The organism is Candidatus Mycolicibacterium alkanivorans (assembly GCF_022760805.1).
GTDB classification, from domain to species: Bacteria; Actinomycetota; Actinomycetes; order Mycobacteriales; family Mycobacteriaceae; genus Mycobacterium; species Mycobacterium alkanivorans.
In genome coordinates this window covers 1,015,244-1,037,489 of sequence record NZ_JAIVFL010000001.1, presented here as the reverse complement: position 1 = coordinate 1,037,489, position 22,246 = coordinate 1,015,244, and the positions used below count along the sequence as shown (strand labels likewise).

General features: G+C 66.7%; 15 protein-coding genes, 1 tRNA gene, 1 other RNA gene and 4 pseudogenes. 10 read left to right on the top strand and 11 right to left on the bottom strand.

The window, feature by feature from the left end; all coding sequences use genetic code 11:
• Window positions 1-17 precede the first annotated feature (17 nt).
• On the top strand, window positions 18-1,391 hold the full coding sequence (locus K9U37_RS05055; RefSeq protein WP_243070778.1) for an FAD-binding oxidoreductase: 1,374 nt from the start codon (window positions 18-20) through the stop codon (window positions 1,389-1,391).
• Window positions 1,388-2,701, top strand: coding sequence for a class I SAM-dependent methyltransferase (locus tag K9U37_RS05050; protein WP_243070777.1), 1,314 nt, complete (start codon window positions 1,388-1,390; stop codon window positions 2,699-2,701). The genes K9U37_RS05055 and K9U37_RS05050 overlap by 4 nt, the downstream gene beginning before the upstream one ends.
• 3 nt (window positions 2,702-2,704) lie before the next feature.
• Here the strand turns inward: K9U37_RS05050 and K9U37_RS05045 are convergent, their stop codons facing one another.
• The 3 genes from K9U37_RS05045 to ffs form a co-directional block, all read right to left on the bottom strand.
• A complete protein-coding gene (locus K9U37_RS05045) occupies window positions 2,705-4,525 on the bottom strand; it encodes a DNA polymerase III subunits gamma/tau (protein ID WP_243070776.1) in 1,821 nt (606 codons plus the stop codon).
• A 9-nt stretch (window positions 4,526-4,534) separates the two neighbouring features.
• Complete coding sequence (locus K9U37_RS05040) at window positions 4,535-5,836, bottom strand: aspartate aminotransferase type Ic (RefSeq protein WP_243070775.1); 1,302 nt, start codon at window positions 5,834-5,836, stop codon at window positions 4,535-4,537.
• A 10-nt stretch (window positions 5,837-5,846) separates the two neighbouring features.
• An RNA gene (gene ffs, locus K9U37_RS05035) (signal recognition particle sRNA small type) lies at window positions 5,847-5,941 on the bottom strand.
• 79 nt (window positions 5,942-6,020) lie between these two features.
• Between ffs and K9U37_RS05030 the strand changes: the two genes are divergently transcribed.
• Both K9U37_RS05030 and lucA read left to right on the top strand, forming a co-directional pair.
• Window positions 6,021-6,106: transfer RNA gene (locus K9U37_RS05030), tRNA-Ser, on the top strand.
• 75 nt (window positions 6,107-6,181) lie between these two features.
• Complete coding sequence (gene lucA, locus K9U37_RS05025) at window positions 6,182-6,838, top strand: lipid uptake coordinator LucA (RefSeq protein ID WP_243070774.1); 657 nt, start codon at window positions 6,182-6,184, stop codon at window positions 6,836-6,838.
• A gap of 101 nt (window positions 6,839-6,939) precedes the next feature.
• Here lucA and K9U37_RS05020 read toward each other — a convergent pair whose 3' ends face one another.
• From K9U37_RS05020 to K9U37_RS05010, 3 genes are all read right to left on the bottom strand, one after another.
• Entirely contained in the window at window positions 6,940-7,194 is a 255-nt protein-coding gene (locus K9U37_RS05020) for a hypothetical protein (RefSeq protein ID WP_243070773.1), read from the bottom strand.
• A gap of 219 nt (window positions 7,195-7,413) precedes the next feature.
• Window positions 7,414-9,942 (bottom strand): CocE/NonD family hydrolase, encoded by a 2,529-nt coding sequence (locus K9U37_RS20155; protein ID WP_243070772.1) that lies wholly within the window; start codon window positions 9,940-9,942, stop codon window positions 7,414-7,416.
• Window positions 9,943-10,080: 138 nt separating this feature from the next.
• Entirely contained in the window at window positions 10,081-11,880 is a 1,800-nt protein-coding gene (locus K9U37_RS05010; RefSeq protein WP_243070771.1) for a PecA family PE domain-processing aspartic protease, read from the bottom strand.
• A 714-nt stretch (window positions 11,881-12,594) separates the two neighbouring features.
• Between K9U37_RS05010 and K9U37_RS05005 the strand changes: the two genes are divergently transcribed.
• The 3 genes from K9U37_RS05005 to K9U37_RS04995 are packed head-to-tail and all read left to right on the top strand — an operon-like array spanning window position 12,595 to window position 16,509.
• A complete protein-coding gene (locus K9U37_RS05005; protein WP_243070770.1) occupies window positions 12,595-13,113 on the top strand; it encodes a MarR family winged helix-turn-helix transcriptional regulator in 519 nt (172 codons plus the stop codon).
• Window positions 13,114-13,171: 58 nt separating this feature from the next.
• Window positions 13,172-13,615 (top strand): MmpS family transport accessory protein, encoded by a 444-nt coding sequence (locus K9U37_RS05000; protein ID WP_243070769.1) that lies wholly within the window; start codon window positions 13,172-13,174, stop codon window positions 13,613-13,615.
• Complete coding sequence (locus K9U37_RS04995; RefSeq protein WP_243070768.1) at window positions 13,612-16,509, top strand: MMPL/RND family transporter; 2,898 nt, start codon at window positions 13,612-13,614, stop codon at window positions 16,507-16,509. Before K9U37_RS05000 ends, K9U37_RS04995 begins: the two co-directional genes overlap by 4 nt.
• Before the next feature lie 14 nt (window positions 16,510-16,523).
• Here the strand turns inward: K9U37_RS04995 and ligD are convergent, their stop codons facing one another.
• Window positions 16,524-17,564 (bottom strand): non-homologous end-joining DNA ligase, encoded by a 1,041-nt coding sequence (gene ligD / locus K9U37_RS04990; RefSeq protein ID WP_243070767.1) that lies wholly within the window; start codon window positions 17,562-17,564, stop codon window positions 16,524-16,526.
• Window positions 17,564-18,610 (bottom strand): ATP-dependent DNA ligase, encoded by a 1,047-nt coding sequence (locus K9U37_RS04985; RefSeq protein WP_443627143.1) that lies wholly within the window; start codon window positions 18,608-18,610, stop codon window positions 17,564-17,566. Before K9U37_RS04985 ends, ligD begins: the two co-directional genes overlap by 1 nt.
• Window positions 18,611-18,722: 112 nt before the next feature.
• Here K9U37_RS04985 and gluQRS point away from each other — a divergent pair, with 112 nt between their 5' ends.
• From gluQRS to K9U37_RS04970, 3 genes and pseudogenes are all read left to right on the top strand, one after another.
• Window positions 18,723-19,607 carry a tRNA glutamyl-Q(34) synthetase GluQRS gene (gene gluQRS / locus K9U37_RS04980; RefSeq protein WP_243070766.1) on the top strand — a complete coding sequence of 295 codons (885 nt, stop codon included), beginning with the start codon at window positions 18,723-18,725 and terminating at the stop codon, window positions 19,605-19,607.
• A gap of 45 nt (window positions 19,608-19,652) precedes the next feature.
• Window positions 19,653-20,099 (top strand): annotated as a pseudogene (locus tag K9U37_RS04975) (transporter substrate-binding domain-containing protein); the annotation flags it as partial.
• A pseudogene (locus K9U37_RS04970) lies at window positions 20,074-20,499 on the top strand (amino acid ABC transporter ATP-binding protein); the annotation flags it as partial. The pseudogenes K9U37_RS04975 and K9U37_RS04970, both read left to right, overlap by 26 nt.
• 56 nt (window positions 20,500-20,555) lie before the next feature.
• On the opposite strand, the pseudogene K9U37_RS04965 reads toward K9U37_RS04970, so the two are convergent.
• The 3 genes and pseudogenes from K9U37_RS04965 to K9U37_RS04960 form a co-directional block, all read right to left on the bottom strand.
• Window positions 20,556-20,813 (bottom strand): annotated as a pseudogene (locus K9U37_RS04965) (ATP-binding protein); the annotation flags it as partial.
• 13 nt (window positions 20,814-20,826) lie between these two features.
• A pseudogene (locus K9U37_RS20340) lies at window positions 20,827-21,018 on the bottom strand (saccharopine dehydrogenase NADP-binding domain-containing protein); the annotation flags it as partial.
• 1 nt (window position 21,019) lies between these two features.
• Complete coding sequence (locus K9U37_RS04960) at window positions 21,020-22,243, bottom strand: cytochrome P450 (protein ID WP_243070765.1); 1,224 nt, start codon at window positions 22,241-22,243, stop codon at window positions 21,020-21,022.
• Window positions 22,244-22,246 lie beyond the last annotated feature (3 nt).

Below are 22,246 nucleotides of genomic sequence, written 5' to 3'. Positions count from 1 at the left end.
GCGACTAGCGTAGTCGTGTGACTGTTGACGCAGCACTCACAGTTCACGCCGAAGGCGTGGACCGGCTCCTGGCCAGCTATCGCGCCATACCCCCGAACGCCTCGGTACGTCTGGCCAAACCGACGTCCAACCTGTTCCGTGCGCGGGCCAAGCGCGACGCGCCCGGCCTGGACACCTCCGGACTGACCGACGTCATCTCGGTCGATCCCGACGCCAAGACCGCCGACGTCGCCGGGATGTGCACCTACGAGGACCTGGTCGCCGCAACCCTGCCGTACGGGCTGTCCCCGCTGGTCGTCCCCCAACTCAAGACCATCACCCTCGGCGGGGCGGTGACCGGGTTGGGGATCGAGTCGGCGTCGTTCCGCAACGGCCTGCCGCACGAGTCGGTGCTGGAGATGGACATCCTGACCGGCACCGGCGAGGTGGTCACCGCCAGCCGCGACAAACACCCCGATTTGTTTCGTGCGTTCCCGAATTCCTATGGGACGCTTGGCTATTCGGTGCGTCTGCGAATCGAGCTGGAGACTGTCAAGCCGTTCGTCTCGCTCAAGCACATCAGGTTCCACACGCTGGCCGACCTGATCGCCGAGATGGACCGCATCATCGACACCGGCGGCTACGACGGGCAGCGGGTGGACTACCTCGACGGCGTGGTATTCAGCGCCGAGGAGAGCTACCTGTGCCTGGGCCTGCAGACTCCCACACCCGGGCCGGTCAGCGACTACACCGGCCAGGACATCTACTACCGGTCGATTCAGCACGCCCATGGCGCGAAGGAGGACCGCCTGACGATCCACGATTACCTGTGGCGCTGGGACACCGACTGGTTCTGGTGCTCACGGGCGTTCGGCGCGCAGAACCCGAAGCTGCGCCGCCTGTGGCCGCGGCGCTACCGGCGCAGCAGCTTCTACTGGAAGCTCATCGCCTACGACCAGAGGTTCCACATCGCCGACCGCATCGAGGCCCGGCATGGGCGTCCACCGCAGGAACGGGTGGTGCAGGACGTCGAGGTGCCCATCGAGCGGACCGAAGAGTTCATCTCGTGGTTCCTGGACAACGTCCCGATTGAGCCGATCTGGCTGTGCCCGCTGCGGCTGCGTGACGACGGAGGCTGGGCGCTGTACCCGTTGCGGGCCGGGCACACCTACGTCAACGTCGGCTTCTGGTCGTCGGTGCCGGCCGGACCCACCGACGGCTACACCAATCGCCTGATCGAGGCCAAGGTCAGCGCCCTCGACGGCCACAAGTCGCTGTATTCGGACGCGTTTTATGGCCGCGAGGAGTTTGACGAACTCTATGGCGGCGAAACCTACAAGACCGTGAAGAAAACATACGACCCCGATTCGCGACTGCTCGACCTCTACGCAAAGGCAGTGCAACGACGATGACAACGTTCCGCGACAACCCGCTCCAGGCGCCGGGAAAGCTCAGCCTGGCCGAGATTCTCGAGATCTTCACCGCCGGTGACGGCCTGCCGCTGAAGTTCAGCGCCTACGACGGCAGCACCGCCGGACCCGAGGACGCCGAGCTGGGCTTGGACCTGCTCACTCCGCGCGGCACCACCTACCTGGCCACCGCGCCGGGAGATCTGGGCCTGGCGCGGGCCTACGTCTCTGGCGACCTCGAGATCCAGGGTGTACATCCCGGCGACCCGTACGAACTGCTCAGGGCGCTCGGCCAGTCGTTGGACTTCAAGCGACCGCCGGCCCGGGTCCTCGTCGACATCGTCCGCTCGATCGGCATCGAGCGCCTCAAGCCGATCGCGCCGCCCCCGCAGGAAGCACTGCCGCGCTGGCGCCGGATCGCAGAGGGCTTGCGGCACAGCAAGAAGCGCGACGCCGAGGCCATCCACCACCACTACGACGTGTCGAACAGGTTCTACGAATGGGTGCTCGGCCCGTCGATGACCTACACCTGCGCCTGCTACCCGAATGCCGAGGCGACGCTCGAGGAGGCCCAGGACAACAAGTACCGCCTGGTCTTCGAGAAGCTCAACCTCAAGGCCGGCGATCGCCTGCTCGACGTCGGCTGCGGCTGGGGCGGGATGGTCTGCTACGCCGCGCGGCAGGGTGTCAAGGCGATCGGTGTGACCCTGTCGCGCGAGCAGGCGATGTGGGCGCAGAATGCGCTTGCCGAGCAGGGCCTGGCCGACCTTGCCGAGGTGCGGCATATGGACTATCGCGATGTGCGCGAGTCCGGCTTCGACGCGGTGTCTTCGATCGGGCTCACCGAGCACATCGGCGTGGCCAACTACCCGGCGTACTTCGGGTTCCTGAAGTCCAAGCTGCGCACCGGCGGACTGTTGCTCAACCACTGCATCACCCGGCCGGACAACCGCACCGGGCCCAGCGCGGGCGGGTTCATCGACCGCTACGTGTTCCCCGACGGCGAGCTCACCGGTTCGGGTCGCATCATCACCACGGTGCAGAACATCGGCCTCGAAGTGGTGCACGAGGAGAACCTGCGCCATCACTACGCGCTGACGCTGCGGGACTGGTGCCGCAACCTCGTCGAGCACTGGGACGAGGCGGTCGCGGAGGTCGGCCTGCCGACGGCCAAGGTGTGGGGGCTCTACATGGCCGGCTCGCGGCTGGGCTTCGAGACCAACGTCGTTCAGCTGCACCAGGTTCTGGCGGTCAAGCTCGACAGCAAGGGCGGCGACGGCGGGCTTCCGCTGCGCCCGTGGTGGACGGCCTAGCGGTCAGCTGTCGATGCGGCGGGCGCCCAGCTCGTTTTGCAGCAGTTCGAGTGCGACCTCTTCGGGGTCGCGCCGCGGCGCGGCCTCGTCGTCATGGCCGACCTGGGCGATCATGCTGTCTTCCTCGGCCCGCTGCGCCTCGACGGGATCGGGCGCGGGCTCCGGCGGCAGCGGTTCGGCTTCGGCGACGAGCTGACCGACACCGGCCTCGCAACGCACCCGCCAGTCCACCCCCAGGGCGTCCTTGAGGGCGTCGCGGATGACGTCGGCGTTGCGCTGTTCGGACAGCCGCTTGGCCAGCGGGGCCGACTCGTGGGCGAGCACCAGGGTGTCGCCCTCCACCGCCCGCACAATGGCTCCGGCGAGCATCACCTCGGTGGTGCGGCTGCGCTGACGGACCTTCTCCCGCACCGTCGACCACATGCTGCGCACCGCGGTGGCACCGGGCTCGCCCGAGGCCGCGGGGGCGGGGGCCGGCTCGGCAGGCGTGGCAGCCGGGGCCGGTTCAGGCTTGACGGGCTCGGGTTTGGCGACGGGCTCAGGCCTGGCCACCGGCTCCGGCCGGGCGACGGGCTCGGGAGCCGGCTGCAGCGCCTGCGTCTTGCGCACGTACTGCCGGGCCGGGGCCGCGGCCTCGCCGGCCATCGCCGCCTCGCCGGCCGGGATCGAGATGTCCAGCCTGGTCTCGATGCGCTCGATGCGCTGCAGCAGCGCCGACTCGGTGTCGCTGGCCGAGGGCAGCAGCAACCGGGCGCAGACCACCTCGAGCAGCAGCCGCGGCGCCGTCGCGCCGCGCATCTCGCCGAGGCCGGCGTGCACCACCTCGGCGTAGCGGGCCAGCGTCGCGGGGCCCACGCGGGCCGCCTGGTCGCGCATCCGCTCCAGTACGTCGTCGGGCGCGTCGACCACGCCGCGGCTCGCGGCGTCCGGAACTGCTTGCAGGACAATCAAATCCCGGAAGCGCTCCAGGATGTCGGTGGCGAACCGCCGTGGGTCGTGGCCGGCGTCGATCACCGACTCGACCGCGCCGAACAGCGCCGCCGCGTCACCGGCGGCCAGTGCGTCGACCGCGTCGTCGATCAAGGCGACATCGGTGGCGCCCAGCAGCGCCAGCGCCCGCCGGTAGTGCACCCGGTTGTCCTGCACACCGGCGAGCAGCTGATCGAGCACGCTCAACGTGTCGCGGGGTGAACCGCCGCCGGCCCGGATCACCAGTGGGAAGACGGCGTCGTCGATCTCGACGTCCTCGGCGGCCAGAATCCGCTCGATCAGCGAGCGCATGGTGCGCGGGGCCAGCAGCCGGAAGGGGTAGTGGTGGGTGCGCGACCGGATGGTCGGCAGCACCTTCTCCGGCTCGGTGGTGGCGAACACGAAGATCAGGTGCTCGGGCGGCTCCTCGACGATCTTGAGCAGCGCGTTGAAGCCCGCGGTGGTGACCATGTGCGCTTCGTCGACGATGAAGATGCGGAAGCGCGACTGGGCCGGCGCGTAGAACGCGCGGTCGCGCAGTTCGCGGGTGTCGTCCACACCGCCGTGGCTGGCGGCGTCGAGTTCGACGACGTCGACCGAGCCCGGACCGTTGGGCGCCAGTGCCACACACGAGTCGCACACCCCGCACGGCGTCGGCGTGGGCCCCTGCTCGCAGTTGAGCGAGCGGGCCAGGATGCGCGCCGAGGAGGTCTTTCCGCAGCCGCGGGGCCCGGAGAACAGGTAGGCGTGGTTGATGCGCCCGGCCGACAGCGCCGTCGACAGCGGTTCGGTGACGTGTTCCTGGCCCACCACCTCGGCGAATGTCGCCGGTCGGTACTTGCGGTAGAGCGCCACGTGAGAAGGCTACCGACCGTCTCTGACAGTGCCCACAGCCAGCAGCGACTCGGTGGCCGCCAGCAGCGCGCAGGTGGCCAGGCCGTCGATGGCTTCGGCCAGGTCAGAGGTGGGCGGGAACGTCGGAGCGATGCGAATGTTCTTGTCGTCCGGGTCGTTTCGATAAGGGAACGACGCTCCGGCCTCGGTGACCGCGATGCCGGCGTCCTTGGCCAGGGCGACCGTGCGCCTGGCGGTCCCGGGTAGCACGTCGAGGCTAATGAAGTAGCCGCCCTTGGGCTCGGTCCAGGACGCGACCTTGGAGTCGGACAGCCGCTTGTCGAGGATCTCCAACGCCAGCGCGAACTTGGGCGCCAGCAGCTGCTGGTGACGCCGCATCTGCAACCGCACGCCGTCGGCGTCCTTGAAGAACCTCAGGTGCCGCAGCTGGTTGATCTTGTCGGGCCCTATGGACTTCTTGCCCGCGTGCTGCAGGTACCACGCGATGTTGCCCAGCGAACCGCCGAAGAAGCTCACCCCGGCACCGGCGAAGGTGATCTTGGAGGTCGACGCGAACACGTACGGCCGGCTCGGGTGCCCGGCCTTGTCGGCCAGTCCCAGGATGTCGACCTGGCGCGGGAAGTCCGGCGTCAGCGTGTGCACGGCGTAGGCGTTGTCCCAGAACAGCCGGAAATCCCGTGCCGCCGTTGGCATTTGGACCAGCCGGCGCACCGACTCCCACGAGTAGGTCGTTCCAGTCGGGTTGGAGAACACCGGTACGCACCACATTCCCTTGATCGCCGGATCGGCGGCGACGAGCTCCTCGATGAGGTCGACGTCGGGGCCGTCCTCGAGCATCGGGACGCTGATCATCTCGATGCCGTAGGTCTCGGTGATCGCGAAGTGGCGGTCGTATCCCGGCGAGGGGCACAGGAACTTCACCACCGGCTCCTTGCTCCACGGCCGTGGCGAGTCCACCCCGCCGTGCAGCAGCGAGAACACCACCGTGTCGTGCATCAGCTCGAGGCTGGCGTTGTTGCCGGCGATCAGGTTGGGCACCGGAATGCCGAGCAGCTCACCGAAGACCGCGCGCAGTCCCGGCAGCCCGTGCAGGCCCCCGTAGTTGCGGGTGTCGGTGCCCTCGTCGTCACGGTAGTCGTCACCACCGGGCAGGCTCAGCAGGGCGTTGGACAGGTCCAGCTGCTCACTGCACGGCTTGCCGCGGGTCAGGTCCAGGGCGAGCTTCTTGGCCAGCAGGACGGCGTAGTTCTGCCGCTGCAATTCGTGTTGGGCTCGCAGTTCGCCGGGGCCCAGGGACTGGAACGACACCATGCGCCTTTCAAGAAGGGGACCCCGCGCACCCGCCAGAGCCCATTGACCCTTGCTGCCTTCCGGCCCTGGGGGAGTTCACAGGATAGACGCCGCGCGGGGTCCACAGCGAGTGTAATACCAGCCCCGAGGAAGCCTGTCAGGCAGCCGGGATCGAGGACTTCCCCAGTCGGCTACCATTGCCGACGGAGGATTCGCCTAGTGGCCTATGGCGCTCGCCTGGAACGCGGGTTGGGTTAATAGCCCTCGCGGGTTCAAATCCCGCATCCTCCGCACCTGATCCGGGGTGCGATCAGGGGTCAACAAAACGCCCTGATCGCATCTCGGATTCCGAGCATCAGGAGAGGTATGGGTCGCTTCACCGCGACGGCAGTGCACCTATCGGTATGCCTGGTCGGGGGCGTCCTGTATTTCCTGTTCGTCCTGCCGCGATGGTGGGAGCTGATGGGAGATGTCTCCCACACTCTCGGCACCGCGCTGCGCATCGTCACCGGTGTGGCGCTCGCCCTGGCCGCACTGCCGGTGCTGCTCACCTTGATTCGCACCCGAAGGCCCGGGTTGGCGACGCCGGAGCTGGCATTGCGGCTGCGGCTGTGGTCGGTGATCCTGCACGTCACCGCCGGCGCCCTCATCGTGGCGACGGCGGTCACGGAGATCTGGGTCAGCTTGGACTCCGCGGGCCCCTGGCTCTTCGCCGTCCACGGCGCGGCCGCAGCCCTGGTGATCCTCGGGGCGTTGGCGTTCTATCTGGCGTTCGTCGCCGAACAACCGCCGAAGCCGGCGAAGGGGAAGAAGCGTGGCAAGAGGGGCGAGGCCGAGGAGACGACGGCTGACGACGATGCCGAGGCCGCCGAGGCGGAGACCACCGAAGAGCCAGCGGAAGTTTCCGCAGACGCCGACGAGCCCGAGACCGAAGCCAGCGGTCTTCGCAACAAGCGACCGACCGGCAAGACCAGCCATCGCCTGCGCCGGCGCAACCGCGGCGGCGTCGCCCTCGACGACTGAACAGCCATCCCGGCCGTCGTCGCGGCCGCTCCGGGTATCGCGACCTACAACGACCTGCCGCTTCCGAACGCGCGCGGCGGCACGCCGCTGGGCCGGAAGGTCTAGAGGCAGAGGCTTCCGCTGACGTAGCCGAACGGGCCGGTCGCGTTGACGCACGCCGACGGCGGACCGTAGTAGGCCGGGCCGTAGTAAGGGCCGCGCCAGTCACCATGGTCGTCGTCGTCGTCCCAGCCCCCGTCGCCGTGTCCGTGGCCGTGCCCCGGATCGGCGTAGGCGATGCCGGTTCCGAGCCCCAGGCCACCGAGGGCCAGTGCTCCCGAAAGTGCCGCTGTTGCTGCGATTCTCGTCAGTTTCATCGTGCTATCCCCTGCAAACTCGAGCGTCCCGACCCATCACGCACTATGACGACAACACCGATGGTAGTCGAATCATGTCCGCCCGCAACGTCTTCAGATCCGCAGTTGCCGTACGCGAATTTGCCCACTGATAACCTTGGCTCCCGGCGTGGCTGAGCCGCGCTAAGTACATCGGCTCCGGACTGGTTAGTCAGGGCGCGCCGTATGCGGCATCGTCGCTCAGGTAATCGGCGTCGTCTCAGGTGTCACGTTGCCCGGGTCGATCGTCGGGATCGACACGTTGACGTCGGAGATGTTCACCACGCCGAACGCGGTGAAGTTCTCGAATGCCGTCGCCGAACTGGTGATCTGCAGCGTCAGCGAATCGGTCGGCGCGTAGGTGTAGGCAATGTCGTTCAGCGGAACCGGCACGGTGATTTGGTGGCTCCGGCCGTCGAGAGTGACTGGGATGGGTGTGACGATATTGCCGACCACTCGGCCCGTGTTGTTGTCGACCACCTGGGCGTAGACGAATCGGCCGGTGCCCAGGCCCTGGTAGTCGAACGTCACCGTCGGAGCACCGGCGATGTACTCGGTAGTTCCCGGTGCGGCGATCGGAACGTTGATCGCATTGCTCGCCGGTGCGCCCAAGCCCAGCGAGTAGGGCAGCGACGCCTTGGGCGAGGGACCCGAACCGCCGACGAGCGGAACGATGCCGAGCAAACCGCCGGCCGCGGTGCCGGTGATCGCTCCGCTGTTGAACGTCGCGTCCGACGGCAGCTTGCCCGAGTAGTAGAAGTTGCCGTTCTGGTCGACCCACTGGAACTTCGGGATGCCGTTGACCGGACCACCGTTGACGTACTGATCCAGCCACGCCATCGTGTCCTGCTTGATGACGTCGCTCTGAAGCGGGGTCTGCGGGTTCAGGCAGACACCGTGACCGCCGCAGTACCAGATCATCTTCACCTGATTGGGTGGCAGGCCGGTCAGCTGCTGGGAGTTCGCAATGGCCGCGTTAAGCGGGAACAGCACGTCGACGGTGCCCTGGATGAACAGGGTCGCCGCCTTGACGTTGGCCAGGACGTAGTCCGGGCCGGCGTTGCCCAGCGCCGCCAGCGCGGTCTGGCTCAGCCAGCCGAGCAGGTCACCCGTGGCGATGCCGAGGTAGAGCTGGTTGTTGATCCGGGCGCCTGTGGTCACCAGCGACAGCAACAGCAACGACGCGTAGGACGTCTTGAACGCGCTGTCCGGGTACAGCGAGGCGGTCAGTGAGTTCCACGCGATGCCCGGCACGATGGCGTCGATGCGGGGGTCGATGCCTGCGGAAGCCAACTGGATGCCGCCGCCGTACGAACCGCCGACCATACCGATCTTGGGATCACCCGGGGAGTTCAGCGCGATGTTGCTGACGTACGGGTTGTCGACGCCGGCGGTGTTCAGACCCGCCGCCCAGCTGATGATGGACTTGACGTCCTGACCCTCGAACGCGGGGCTGTCCAGCTGCAGCACGCCGCCGGACGCGAACTCACCGCGCGGGTCCCAGGTGATGACGTCGTAGCCGGCGTCGCGCAGCGGCTTGATGCCGACCACCAGGTTGCTGGCACCGGCCGAGGTCCACTCGGCGAAGGGGTTCGTCGCGCCCGGGGAGGCCAGGCCGGGCCCATTGAGGATGGTGGGTGCGGCGGTGCCCAAAGGCACTCCGGTCGCGGGGAAGAAGTTGGTGCTGATCGACGTCCCGTCGAACGACGTGATCATGGCGGTGTAGGCCAGCGGTGCGCCCAAGGTGTTCAACGCCGACGGATCAGCGGTGTACGCCGCGACCGTCGAGACGCCGATGAGCGGCGCCAGCAGATCGCTGAGGATCGGCACCTGGTGCAGTGTGTCGATCACCGGTGACACGACAAGGCCGAGGATCGGGATGCCGGTGACGAACTGGTCGAGCTGACTGACCTGCGAGACGCGGATGCCGAACGTCTCCGTTCCGGACGAGAGGACGGACACGTCCGGCAGGTAGGTGAAGCTGCCAGGGGTGGGGGTCGTGAGGAAAGTGATCTTGCCGCCGGCGCTGGGCGCGTTGACCACCGTGTACGTATAGGCGCCGGCCGGAAGGCCCGCGCCCGGGTCACCGGTGATGATTCCGTCGGCCAAGAACAGGTTGGCGTTGACCGGCAGCCCGCTGCTTAGCGAGGCGGTAGGGGTGGTCTGGCTGGCCGACGTGGTGGTCTGCGCGGCCGTCGGGGAGACGCTGGCCGCGGACAGCGCCTGCCGGCGGGTGACCGCCAGGACCGCCCAGGACAGCGGGGAATCGGCCGGTGCACTTGGGCTGTTGCCGCCGGCCGACGGGTCCAACAGGTTGGTGGCGGCGGCGGTCAGGATGCCGGATACGGCTGCAGCCGGGGTGGCGGGAGCCGGGTCGCTCGACGGCTCGGACGTGTCGGTCGTCGCCGAGTCAGCGTTGCCGGTGTCGGTCTGCTTCGGCGAAGTGGAATCACCGGCGCCCGTGGAGGTGCTGCTGTGCGGGCCACCTCTGCTCGTCAGTCCACCGGTGGAAGACGCGTGCGACTTCTTCGACCCGCGAGTCGAGGCCCGCGGCCCTGCCTTGGTGTCCGACGCCTGGCTCGTATGCTGCCGGGCGCCTCCCCCGGTCCCGGAGTCCGAGGACGCACCGCCGTCGGCCCAGGCCACCCCATTGCCGGTGAAGACGGCGACACCGACTCCCAGGGCTACGGCCAGACCGCCGACTCGTCCGACAAATCTTGCAGCGCCCACTGTTCCTCCTGGAGCCCACCCACCTGAGCGGAGGGTAGCCGGAATCGAAGTGCCGCGACCGGCAATTATCAAAATCGTCGGTAACGGACCGCTTTGGTTGGCAACAACCAGGCGCGGACTCGCAGGTACCTCCTGGGTTCAGGAGTAGTCGAAGACCGTGTAGCCGGAACCGTTGTTGCCGGTGTAGTCGATGTAGACCGGCCCCTGCTGGTAGGCGTAGTAGCCGGTGTTCATGTAGTCCGTGGTGCTGGGGCCGACGCTCGACGGGGCGTACGGGGCGCTACCGGTGGTGAATGAGTAGAGGAAGGTGCCGTCCGGGGCGTACACCGCGATGTTGGTGCCCGCCGGGACGTAGCTTCCGTCGGGGGTCACGATGTCCGACGGCATGGTCCCGTACACGCCGCCGGAGTCGACCAGTGCCATGACGTCCTTCTTGGTGCCACCGTTGATCGACACCTGCAACGGAGTGATCGGTGTGCCGGTTAGCGTCGCCCTGGCCGGCAATGCGTTCGGGCCGAAGACCATGAAGCCGCCGAGCCCGAACGGCCAGAAGTTCTGGTAGAGCAGAACACCGTCGCTCAGCTCACCGGGTAGTGACGTCGTCGGAATACTGGGACCCGGACCGTAGGTGTTCGCTCCGATGCCGAGGACACCGACAGCTCCAGCGCCCCGGAGATACTCTTCGAGCGTAGAAGGATTACCGCCGTACGTCGCTGAGGTGACAACGTTCACTGTGGTGGTGTCGGGGTCGGACACAACTCCATTACCGAAATCGACTGTTGTGTTCTTGTACGTGTCGTAGGTGTATTTGAACCCACCGCTATAGGCACCTGACTGATTCGTCGCGATTTTGTTGTTGGGGTCAAGGTTGCCTGCGTTCTTGGCGTCGATCACCAGGCCTGAGGAGCCGGTGTCGACCAGAACGGGCACGCTGCTTCCGCCGTTGACCGCGACGTTGACCAGCGGCTCGGTGGTGTTGTACATCCGGACCGGCACCACGGCGTAGACCTGGCCATTGCTCTGGGCTCCACTGAGCGCCGTCTGCGCCGGGGCGATCGACGCCCCGAACAATCCCACCACGGGCAGCAGGAAGTTCGCCACGTTGAGCGAGAACTGCGACGTCGCCGGCAGCAGCATCGTTCCCACCAGGGTCACCTGGGCGATCTGATGGATGATCGGGATGCCTGCGGTGTTGGCGAAGAATCCCTGCGCGCCCGGGTTTGAGCCTTCCCAGGCCGACAGTTCGAACGACGCCGCCGACAACAGCACCTGCGGTGCGACCGCCGCCAGTCCGCCGAGGATATTGCCGGTCCCCCAGGTCGCCGCGTTGAGAGCGCTCTGCGCGGTGGCGATATCGCTGTATGCCTGCTGAACGTGCGCGTAGGGGGGAACGGTCGGCGTCGAGGGCGCGTAGGGCCCAAATGGGGGCGTGGCATCCGGCGGCAACGGTGGTAACGCGGCTGCGGTGGAGTGTTGGGTGACGGACGCAGAACCGGCCGACGAGGCCGTGCTGACCGCCGCAGTCGGGACCGAGACGGCGACTGTGCGCGCGACCGACTGGCGGGCGCTCGCGGCCGTCGCCGTGGGTGCGCCGGTGTCGCTTCCGTTGTCTGACGTCGACCGAAGCTGAGGTGTCCGCAGCGACAGCGTGCGCTTACCCGCGACGGGTGCCGCGGCAGTGGCCGCGGCGGGGCGCTTGGCCGCCCGCGCAGACCTGGGCGAGGACGCCGAGTCGGTGTCCGCCGACCGGCTGTGCCCGATGCCCGAGGCACCGGAGTTGGATGCGTCGTCCGCGTGGGCGATCGCGGTTCCGCTGGCCATCGCGGCCCCGAGGCCGAGCGTCATGGCGCTGGCACCGAGCCAGGCAAACGGCTGGATGCGGCGCCCGCCGCGGCGTCGTCCGGTGCTGTCGCCGACTTTCCTGGTTCTCTGCGCCATCTCTCCCCCTAAGTGCGGCGCGTCTCCGCACCTGAGACTTCCCTGAGTTTGCTGCGTGTCTATCACACCCACTTGAGGATCGGTTGCCGACGCGTCAAAAATCAGACGGAGAAATTGCCTCCGCAACCCGTCATCCCACCCAGCATTCGGCCGCTTCCAGTGTTCTCGCAGGTCGACGAGCCACCTCGGAGGCAGCTGTTCCCCTGTGCCGCTGGGCGACTGCTAACAAATTCTTATTGAAAACACAACGGTCGCAATGGCCCTCGCTACCCTCTCGCCGATTATTGGTCCGCACCAGCGGGGTCTCATACCACGCGCCGCACGACGCGGGACCGACGTCACTGGCGGATTTGCCAGCCGGCCGCCGGGTCAACCCGGATACCCGAGAGGTCGACCGCCTCGAACGTACGGCGACTCGGCAATCACAGCGATCGGCATATAGGCGAGTAAATACAACTCGACCAAACGACGCTTGCGTGACCGCAGCGCCTCAGGTCGGGTGTTGAGGTCGGCGACCCGTCTCGCGAAGTGCTGTTCCTCCCGCGGGGCCTCTCCGTACTGCATCGGTGATCGCGGTCGCGGGGTCGCCTCGGCTGCAATGGTTTCCGTCACGACCTATCCGGGTGCAAGGTCGTCGCGGCGCTGACTCCGTCAGACCGTGGATTCGGCCTGCTCCTGATTGCCACTACATAGTGGGCGTGATATAGCTTAGGCGTGGCAAAGAGGCAGCTGGATGACGACGCCAGCGACTGCATCGGCGAGTTGCTCGATCACGCCATGGATCTGACGGCGCGGTTTCTGACCGACCGCGCCGACTTGAGCGCCTCCGCAGCGTATGCGTTGAACAGGGTGTGCCGTGAAGGGCCCATCCGGCTCACAGTGCTGGCCGCCAAAGAGGGAGTCAGCCAGCCGTCGATGACGCAGCTGATCCAGAGGCTGGAGCGCCAGGACCTAGTCGGCAGGCTTGCCGACCCTGATGATGGACGCGCCACCCTGATCGGCATCACCACGCATGGGAAGAGGCTGCTCGATGATCGGAAGCGACTCCGTCGAGAACGCCTCGCGGCGTTGCTTGCAACGCTGACTTCGGTGGAGCAAAACACGTTATGGCTTTCGGCGCGGGTCGCCGATCCAATCGTGTGTCGGCTCGCCGCGAACGCTGACTGTCCACCGGACAGTGTTGTGGCGGACCCGGACGTGGCCGAGAAGGTGGGCACACGTTGCCAGGCTTAGCTGCGGTGGTGGCGGCGGCGGTCGTGACACGACCGGTTGATCGGCGGAGGGCGGTCGGGTGAGGGCTGGTCCGGTGGTGGGTCGTCTCTTGAAAAGAGTGTGGATCCCGGTGGTTCTGGTGGTTGTGCTGGCAGTCTCGGGTTTGGTCGTTTCGCGCCTGCACCGGATGTTCGCTTCCCAGGACCCCAACGCCGGTGCCGGTTCCGGTGTCGAGATCGTCCAGTTCAATCCGAAGGTCGTGGTCTACGACGTTTTCGGCGCATCGGGCACCAATGCCCAGATCGGCTACTTCGACCCGGATGCCAACGTGCACGTGATCACGGTGCCTCTGCCGTGGTCGATCACCTTGTCGACGTTGTTGCCGTCGGTCAGCGCCAGTCTCATGGCGCGGACCGATGGTGACCAGATTGGATGCCGCGTCACCGTGAATGGGACTGTCCTTGAGGAGCGATCTGCCGAGGGCATCAACGCCCAGACGTACTGCCTGGTGAAGTCCGCATGACCCGCACGATGCCGCCGGCCGAGCCCACCGTCGCCCAACCCAGACGGCCGTTCCTCGCCCACGGTCTACGCATCCTTGCGCTGCCGATCGTCCTGTTCTGGGTCGGCATCGCAGTGCTGGTCAATGTGATCGCGCCGCAACTCGAAGTGGTCGGTGAGCTGCATTCGGCTCCGATGGCTCCGGCCGATGCGCCGTCGATGATCGCCATGAAGAGGATGGGCGCCAACTTCAAGGAGTTCGATTCCAACAGCACGGTGATGATCGTGGTCGAGGGCCAGCGGCCCCTTGGACCGGACGCCCACGCGTATTACGACGAGATCATTCGCAAGCTGCGCCAGGATCCCGAGCATATCCAGCACATCCAGGACTTCTGGGCCGATACGTTGACCGCGGCCGGAGCTCAGAGCGCTGACGGCAAGGCGTCGTACGTGATGCTGAACCTCGCCGGCGAGCAGGGCCAGACTTTGGCCAACGAAGGCGTGCAGGCCGTCCGTAAGGTCATCGCGGACACCCCTGCTCCGCCGGGGGTCCAGGCCCACGTCGCTGGCCCGGCAGCGCTCACCAACGATACGCACGTCATCGGCAACGCCAGCCTCATGCAGATCACGCTTTTCACCCTCATCGGGATCGCCGCCATGTTGCTGGTGGTTTATCGCTCGATCGTTACCACGCTGATCCAGCTCTTCATGACGTTCCTGCAGTTGCTGACCGCGCGCGGAGTGGTGTCGGTGCTCGCCAGCCATGACGTGTTCGGGCTCACGACATTCGCCGGGAACATCCTGACCATGCTGGCGATCGCGGCCGCCACCGACTACGGCATCTTCCTTTTCGGTCGGTATCGCGAAGCCCGCGGCATGGGTGAGGACCGGGATACGGCCTACTACACCACGTTCCGGTCCGTCGCCCCTGTCATCATAGGATCGGGCCTGACGATCGCCGGGGCGACGTACTGCCTGAGTTTTGCCCGGCTGCCCTATTTCACCACCATGGGCGCGCCCGTGGCGATCGGGATGATCGTGGTAGTGGCGATTTCGGTGACGCTTGGCCCAGCGATCTTGTTCCTCGGCAGCAGGGTCGGGTTGTTCGAGTCCAAACGGCCTCCCCGGAGCCGGTTTTGGCGACGGGTCGGAATCGCCGTGGTTCGCTGGCCAGCGCCTATTCTGGTGGCGAGCTTGTTCGTGGTGCTGATCGGCGTCCTCGCCCTTCCGGGATACAAACCTGCCTACAACGACCGCTACTACTTACCGGCGGATGCCCCGACCAACATCGCCTTCGCCGCTGCCGACCGCCATTTCTCCCAGGCCAGGATGAATCCCGACATCCTGATGGTCGAGGCCGACCATGACATGCGCAATCCCGCCGACATGCTGGTGCTGAACAAGATTGCCAGCAACGTCATGCACACCGAGGGCATTGCGATGGTGCAGAGCATCACCCGGCCGCTGGGTATTCCGATCCAGCACAGCTCGATTCCGTTCCAGACGAGCGTGGCGGGTCAGACCAGCAACATGAACCTGCCGTTCCAGCGGGATCAGTTGGACAACCAGCTCAAAACCGTTGATTCGATGAACGTTTCGATCGACATCTTGGAAAAGCAGTACCAACTCGCCCTCAAGCAGACCCAGCTCACCCTGGACTCGGCAGCCAAATCCCAGGCCCTGCTCGAAACCACCAAAGAGCTGCGAGACACCATCGCGAACTTCGATGACCAGTTCCGGCCCATGCGCAACTACTTCTACTGGGAACCGCACTGTTTCGACATCCCCATGTGCGCCGCGATACGGTCCGTCTTCGACTCTCTGGACGGGATCGACAAATTGACCGATCAGACGGCGGCGGTGCAGGGCAACACCGACCAACTGGCTAACCTCGCTCCGCAGCTGACCGCACTGCTGCCCCAGACGATCGCGTCGATGAAGGTCAGCCGGGACCTGGCGCTGGCGTCGTACAACTCGCAGAAGGCCTTGCTCGACCAGATGCAAGCGACCAACGACACCGCACTGGCGATGGGTGAGAGCTTCGACCAGGCCAAGAACGATGATCTCTTCTTCTTGCCGCCGGAAGCCTTCCAGAACCCCGACTTCAAGCGCGGTCTGGAGATGTTCCTTTCGCCGGACGGCAAGGCCGCCCGCATGTTCATCACCCACCAGAGCGATCCCGCAACCGTGGAAGGCATCGCCCGGGTCGACGCCGAACGCAAGGCCGCCCAGGAGGCCTTGAAGATGACCTCGCTCTCGAACGCCAAGATCTACCTGGGCGGGGTCGCGGCAACCTACAAGGACATGTCCGATGGAGCCCGGTACGACCTGATGATCGCCGTTGTGTCGTCATTGACGCTGATCTTCTTGATCATGCTGATCCTGACCCGAAGCGTGGTGGCCGCACTGGTCATCGTCACCACCGCGTCCAGTTCGATCGCCGCTTCGTTCGGCATCTCGGTGCTGCTCTGGCAGGACCTGTTCGGCAAGCAAGTGCAGTGGCTGGTCATGCTGATGTCGGTCATCATCCTGTTGGCGGTGGGATCGGACTACAACCTGCTGCTGGTGTCGCGGTTCAAGGACGAGATCCACGCCGGACTCAAGACGGGCATCATCCGCTCGATGGCGGGTACCGGCAGTGTCGTGACCTCGGCCGGCCTGGTCTTCGCGGCCACGATGGCGGGGATGATGGGCAGCAAGCTGATCGTGCTCGCACAGATGGGTTGCACCATCGCGATCGGACTACTGGTCGACACCTTCATCGTGCGCTCGCTGCTGATGCCGTCAATCGCGGCGCTCCTGGGTCGGTGGTTCTGGTGGCCGCAGGTCGTCTACCCGCGCGGCGACAATCACTTCCGCAAACCACGACCTGCAACCGAAAACACCGACAACGTGGCCTTGTCGGCACACGAGTAGCAGATGAAGGGCCGTCAGCCCTTGCGGTCTCGCGCCTTCAAATCGGTATCGCGGCTTGGCTGGACCCGTTTCGGTTCGCCCGGCATCTTCGGATAGTTCGGCGGGTAGGGCAGGTCACCGAGACCGCGCTCCGCGTCGGCGTCCGCCATCGCCAGCAGCGACTCGATCGACTGCGCCACCGAATCCAGTCCCGCCATCGGATCGCCCCGCTCGGCAACCAGAGCAGGCACCGTGGCGATGGTGTAGTCGTCAGGATCGGCGGTGCCCAGTTCCTCCCAGGTCAGCGGCGTCGACACCGTCGCGATGGGGGTGGCGCGCACCGAGTACGCCGCAGCGAAGGTCCGGTCCCGCGCATTCTGGTTGTAGTCGATGAACAGCCGCCGCCCGCGTTCCTCCTTCCACCACGACGTCGTCACCAATTCGGGTGCGCGCCTTTCGATCTCGCGAGCCAACGCAATCCCGGCGCGGCGCACGGCAGTGAAGTCCCAGTCGGTGCGGATGCGCAGGAACACATGCACGCCGCGGCCGCCGGAGGTCTTGGGATACCCCACCAACCCGAGCTCGTCGAGCAACGGTTTGAGAATGTCGACGGCGACGGCGCGCGCCTGCGCGAAACCGGTACCGGGCTGCGGGTCAAGGTCCACCCGCAACTCGTCGGGGTGGTCGGTGTCGGGGCAGCGGACCTGCCACGGGTGAAAGGTGATGGTCCCCATCTGCGCGGCCCACACGATCGCCGAGGGGTGGGTGACCATCAGCGCGTCGGCCGTACGCCCAGAGGGAAACGTCACCCGGCAGGTGTGCAGATAGTCGGGATGCTTCTCTGGCACCCGCTTCTGGTAGATCTCCTCGCCCTCGACGCCATCGGGAAAGCGCTGCAGATGGGTCGGCCGGTCGCGCAGCGCGGTGAGCAACGAGCCGCCCCCGACCGTTCGGTAGTACTCCACGACCTTGCCCTTGGTGCCGTTGGACCCGAGTTTGGGAAAGTACACCTTGTCCGGATTGGTGAACCGGACCGCGACACCGTCGACGTCGAGTTCTTCTGCCTTGGTTGCCATCAGCGCGTCTCCAGCACGTCGTACAGGTCGTAGTTCAGCGGGACGTCGAGCTGGTCGAAGGTGCAGCTGGCCGGGTCGCGGTCGGGCCGCCAGCGCACGAACCGCACGGTGTGCCGGAAGCGTTGCCAGCCGGCGTTACCCTCCATCTGGTCGTAGGCCACCTCGGCGACCTTCTCCGGGCGGATCGGGATCCAGCGCTTGTCGGCCGCCGAATTCCACCGGCTCGGCTCACCGTCGTAAACCACGTCGTCGCCCTTGCGCAGAGGCTCGAGCTCAGTGAGCAGTCTGATCCGGTCCCTGACGGTGAATGATGCTGCGCCGCCGACCATTTGAAGCTCGCCGTCGTCGCGGTACAGACCCAGCAGGATGGAGCCCACCCCTTCGCCGCTCTTGTGGATCCGGTATCCGATGGCCACACAGTCGGCATCGCGGGCGTGTTTGACCTTCACCATCTCGCGCTTGCCAGGCACGTAGGCGCCGTCGAGCCGCTTGGCGATCACCCCGTCGAGCCCGGCGCCCTCGAAGGTGGTGAGCCAGCGGGCACCCTGCTCCGGATCGTCGGTGGTGCGGGTGACGTGGCACCACTTCCTGCCGCCGACAGCCTCGGCCAGGGCGTCACGACGGATTCGGAACGGCTCGCCCATCAGCGAGCGGTCGCCGGTGGCCAGCGCATCGAAGCCGATGAAGTGCGCCGGGGTCTGTTCGGCCAGCATCCGCACCCTGCTCGCGGCGGGGTGAATGCGCTGCGACAGCGAGTCCCAATCCAGCCGGACACGGCCCTCGACGTCGCGGGGGACCACCACCTCGCCGTCGAGAACGCAGCGGGGTGCGACTTCCTCGCGCACCGCCTCGATGAGTTCCGGGAAGTACCGGCCCAGTTCCTTGCGGTTGCGCGACTGCACCACCACGTCGTCGCCGTCGCGGAACACCAGCGCCCGGAACCCGTCCCACTTCGGTTCGTACGACCACACACCGGCCTCGCCGGGCACGCTCGTCGCCGCTTTCGCGAGCATCGGTTCCACCGGCGGCATCACGGGAAGCTCCACAGTTACTCATCCTGAACTATCGGGGGCCCTCCCTGTCTAGACCTCCGCCCGGGCCCGAACTCATCGGTCACCCATCTGCCACCGCGGGCATGCCTCGGGCTACATTGCGGGCGTGACCCGCCCAGCACCGGGCGCGGGCCGGTTCGCGCCCAGCCCGTCGGCCGACCTGCACATCGGCAACCTGCGCACGGCGGTGCTCGCGTGGCTGTTCGCCCGCTCGAGCGGACGGCGGTTCCTGCTGCGAATCGAGGATCTCGATGATCGCGCCCACGACGACGTCGCGCGGCGGCAACTGGCCGATCTGGCGGCGATCGGCATCACGTGGGACGACGAACCGCAATGGCAATCGCACCACCGCGACTGCTACGACACCGTCGTACACGCTTTGAGCGCCCGCGGCCTGGTCTACGAATGCTATTGCAGCAGAAAGGACATCCTCAGCGCGCCGCGTGCACCACACGCCCCGGAGGGTGCCTACCCCGGGACCTGCCGCGAGCTGACCGAACCCGAGCGCACCGCTCGGCGGGAGAGCGGCCGGCCACCTGCGTTGCGGCTGCGCGCCGACGTCTCCGAGTTCACGGTGACCGACCTGGTCCACGGCAGCTACACCGGTGTGGTCGACGACTTCGTGCTGCGTCGCGGCGACGGGGTACCGGCCTATAACCTGGCCGTGGTGGTCGACGACGCGGTGTCGGGCGTCGATCAGGTGGTCCGCGGGGACGACCTGCTGTCGTCATCCCCACGCCAGGCGTATCTGGGCGCACTGCTCGACTACCCGCCGCCGGTGTACGCCCACGTGCCGCTCGTGCTCAATCCCGAGGGCAAGCGGCTGGCCAAACGCGACGGTGCCGTCACCCTCGCCGAGCTGGGTGCGCTGCGCGCTTTCAGCGTGCTCAGCGACTCGTTGGGCTGGCCGTCGGCGAACATCACCGAGCTGCTGGGCCAGTTCGATCCGACGCGGCTGCCGCGTGCGCCGTGGACATACCAACCCGTTTGATTCGAACCATTGGCGGGCACCCCACGCGTCATTAACCTCTGCCGAATTCGTCACCTCCCACGCGCCGCGCTGCTGGCCATCGTGCTGGTGGTGACCGCGCTCCTCGGCGCATGCGGCTCGAAGTTCGATGGCGGCGGTCCGATGTCCTCCGGTGTGCTGCGGGTCGGCACCGAGGGCACCTACGCACCGTTCAGTTACCACGATCCGGTCACCAGGCAACTCACCGGCTACGACGTCGACGTCGCCAAGGCCGTCGGGGACAAGCTCGGCCTGAAGGTCGAGTTCGTCGAGACCCCGTGGGATTCGATCTTCGCCGCCCTGGAGGCCAACCGGTTCGACGTCGTGGCCAACGAGGTCACCATCACCCCGGCGCGGAAGGCGAAATACGCTATCTCCGAACCATATTCGGTGGGCGAAGGGGTGATCGTCACCCGTGCTGACGACAACTCGATCACGTCGCTGGTCGATCTTAAAGCAGAAGCGGCCGGCCGAGGAGGTCCGGACGGAGGCCGTCGCGCTACTGGACCAGGTCGGGCTCGTCGATAAGCGCGAGCAGTACCCGTCTCAGCTCTCCGGCGGCCAGCAGCAGCGCGTGGGCATCGCACGGGCGCTGGCGCTGCGGCCCCGCGTGGTGCTGTTCGACGAGCCGACCTCCGCACTGGATCCTGAACTGGTCGGCGAGGTGCTCTCGGTGATCAAAGACCTGGCCGTCGAGGGCTGGACGCTGGTCATCGTCACGCACGAAATCCAGTTCGCCAAGCAGGTTTGCGACCAAATGCTGTTCACCGACCAGGGAGTGATCCTCGAGCAGGGCACGCCCGCAGAGGTGGTCGGCAACCCGAAGGAAGCCCGCACCCGGCAGTTCCTCGAACGGGTGCTCAACCCGCTCTAGATTTCTCAGCGCGAGCAGACGCAAAGTGTCCCGACACGCCGGGAAAATGGCGCACTTTACGTCTGCTCGGCGGGAAAGTCCTTGAGTCCCCAGGGCGAGCGGTAGGCGGTCAGCAGCTCCAGGAACGGCACCGAGTCGAAGCACTCGGGGCCAAGGACGCCGACCTCGCTCCACGTTCCGTTGGCCAGAAGTTCCAGTGCCACAACGGGATTGATCGCGGTCTGCCACACCACGCACTGGTGGCCGTACTCGGCCATCGACCATTCGTTGTCCACCACGTGGTAGAGGTAGGCCGAGCGCGGATTGCCGTCCTGGTGCGACGACGGCGTCGGCCGAGCCGGCGTCCACCTGCGTCGCCGAGAACCGCGAGTCCTTCACCGCGTCCGCGGCCTGACGGGCCTTGGCCTCGTTGTAGTCGGACACCACGATCTGCTCGAAGAAGTCCCGGCGTTTCGCGACGGCACAGAACGCCGACCCGACCCCGCCTGCGCCTATCAGCAGAATTCTCGTGCCGTGCAAGCTAGCTCAGCGCAACGGGCAGCGACGCCATTCCGCGCAAGGTGACATTGGGTTTGTACGCCGGTTCGCCGGCCAGCCGCGCCCGCGGGAAGCGTCGCGTCACGGCCGAGAGTGTCACCGCCGCTTCCATGCGAGCCAGCGGCGCACCGAGACAGAAGTGCGGCCCCTTGCCGAATGCGAGATGCCGGATGGCCTCGCGGGTGGGGTCGAAGTCGTCCGGCCGCTCGGTGACGCCCGGGTCGCGCTGGGCGGCGGCGAGCAGCAGCATCATGGTGTCGCCCTTGGGAATTCGAGCCTCTCCGATGGTCATGTCCGCACCGGCGACGCGGCCCACCAGCTGCACGGGCGGGTCGTAGCGCAGGGTCTCCTCGACGATGCCCGGCGCCCTGTCGGCATCGGCGGCCAGTGCGGTCCACTGCTCGCGGTGGCGCAGCATCGCCAGGATGGCGTTGGCGATCAGGTTCACCGTCGTCTCGTGTCCGGCGATCAGGAGCAGGTTGCAGGTTGCGACGATCTCTTCCTCGGTGAGCTGGTCTCCGGATTCCTCGACCGCGATCAACCCGGAGATCAGATCGTCGGCCGGTTCCGCGCGCCGTCGCTCCATCAGGTCGCGCAGGTACCCGCGCAACCACAAGCCGGCCTGGAGGCGTTCTTCGGCCCCGGGCGATTCTCCGGTGAACGCGATGAATGGGTCGAGCCCCTGACCCAGCAGCGCCGAGGCCGAACTGAATTTGGGCTCGTCTTCGATCGGCACACCCAACAGCCGGCAGATCACCGCGACTGGCAGCGGGTAGGCCAGATCGGCGATGGCCTCGAATTCGCCCGCCTCGGCCACCTCGTCGAGCAGCCCGTCGACCATCGCGGCGATGTCGGGCTCGAGTGCCTTGACGACTTTGGGCGAGAACGCCTTGCCGACCAACCGGCGCAGCCGGGTGTGGTCGGGCGGGTCGAGAAACAGGAAGCCGGGTGTGCCGAAGGGCCGCGGATGCTGGCCGGCGGCGATGGCGCGCTGGGCGGTGGTCGACTTGAGCCGGTCACTGCACGAGGCGGGATGACGTAGGACTTCGTCACAGTCGGCGAAGCTGGAAAAGACGTGCAGGTTGTTCTCCGGCATCTGCAGGGGGCCGCCGTCGAGGATCTGCCGGTACACCGGGTACGGATCGGCGCGCTGCGCCGGGTCGAGCAGTGTGACGAGCAGCGCCTGTGACGGCGCGGGAACAGTCATCTC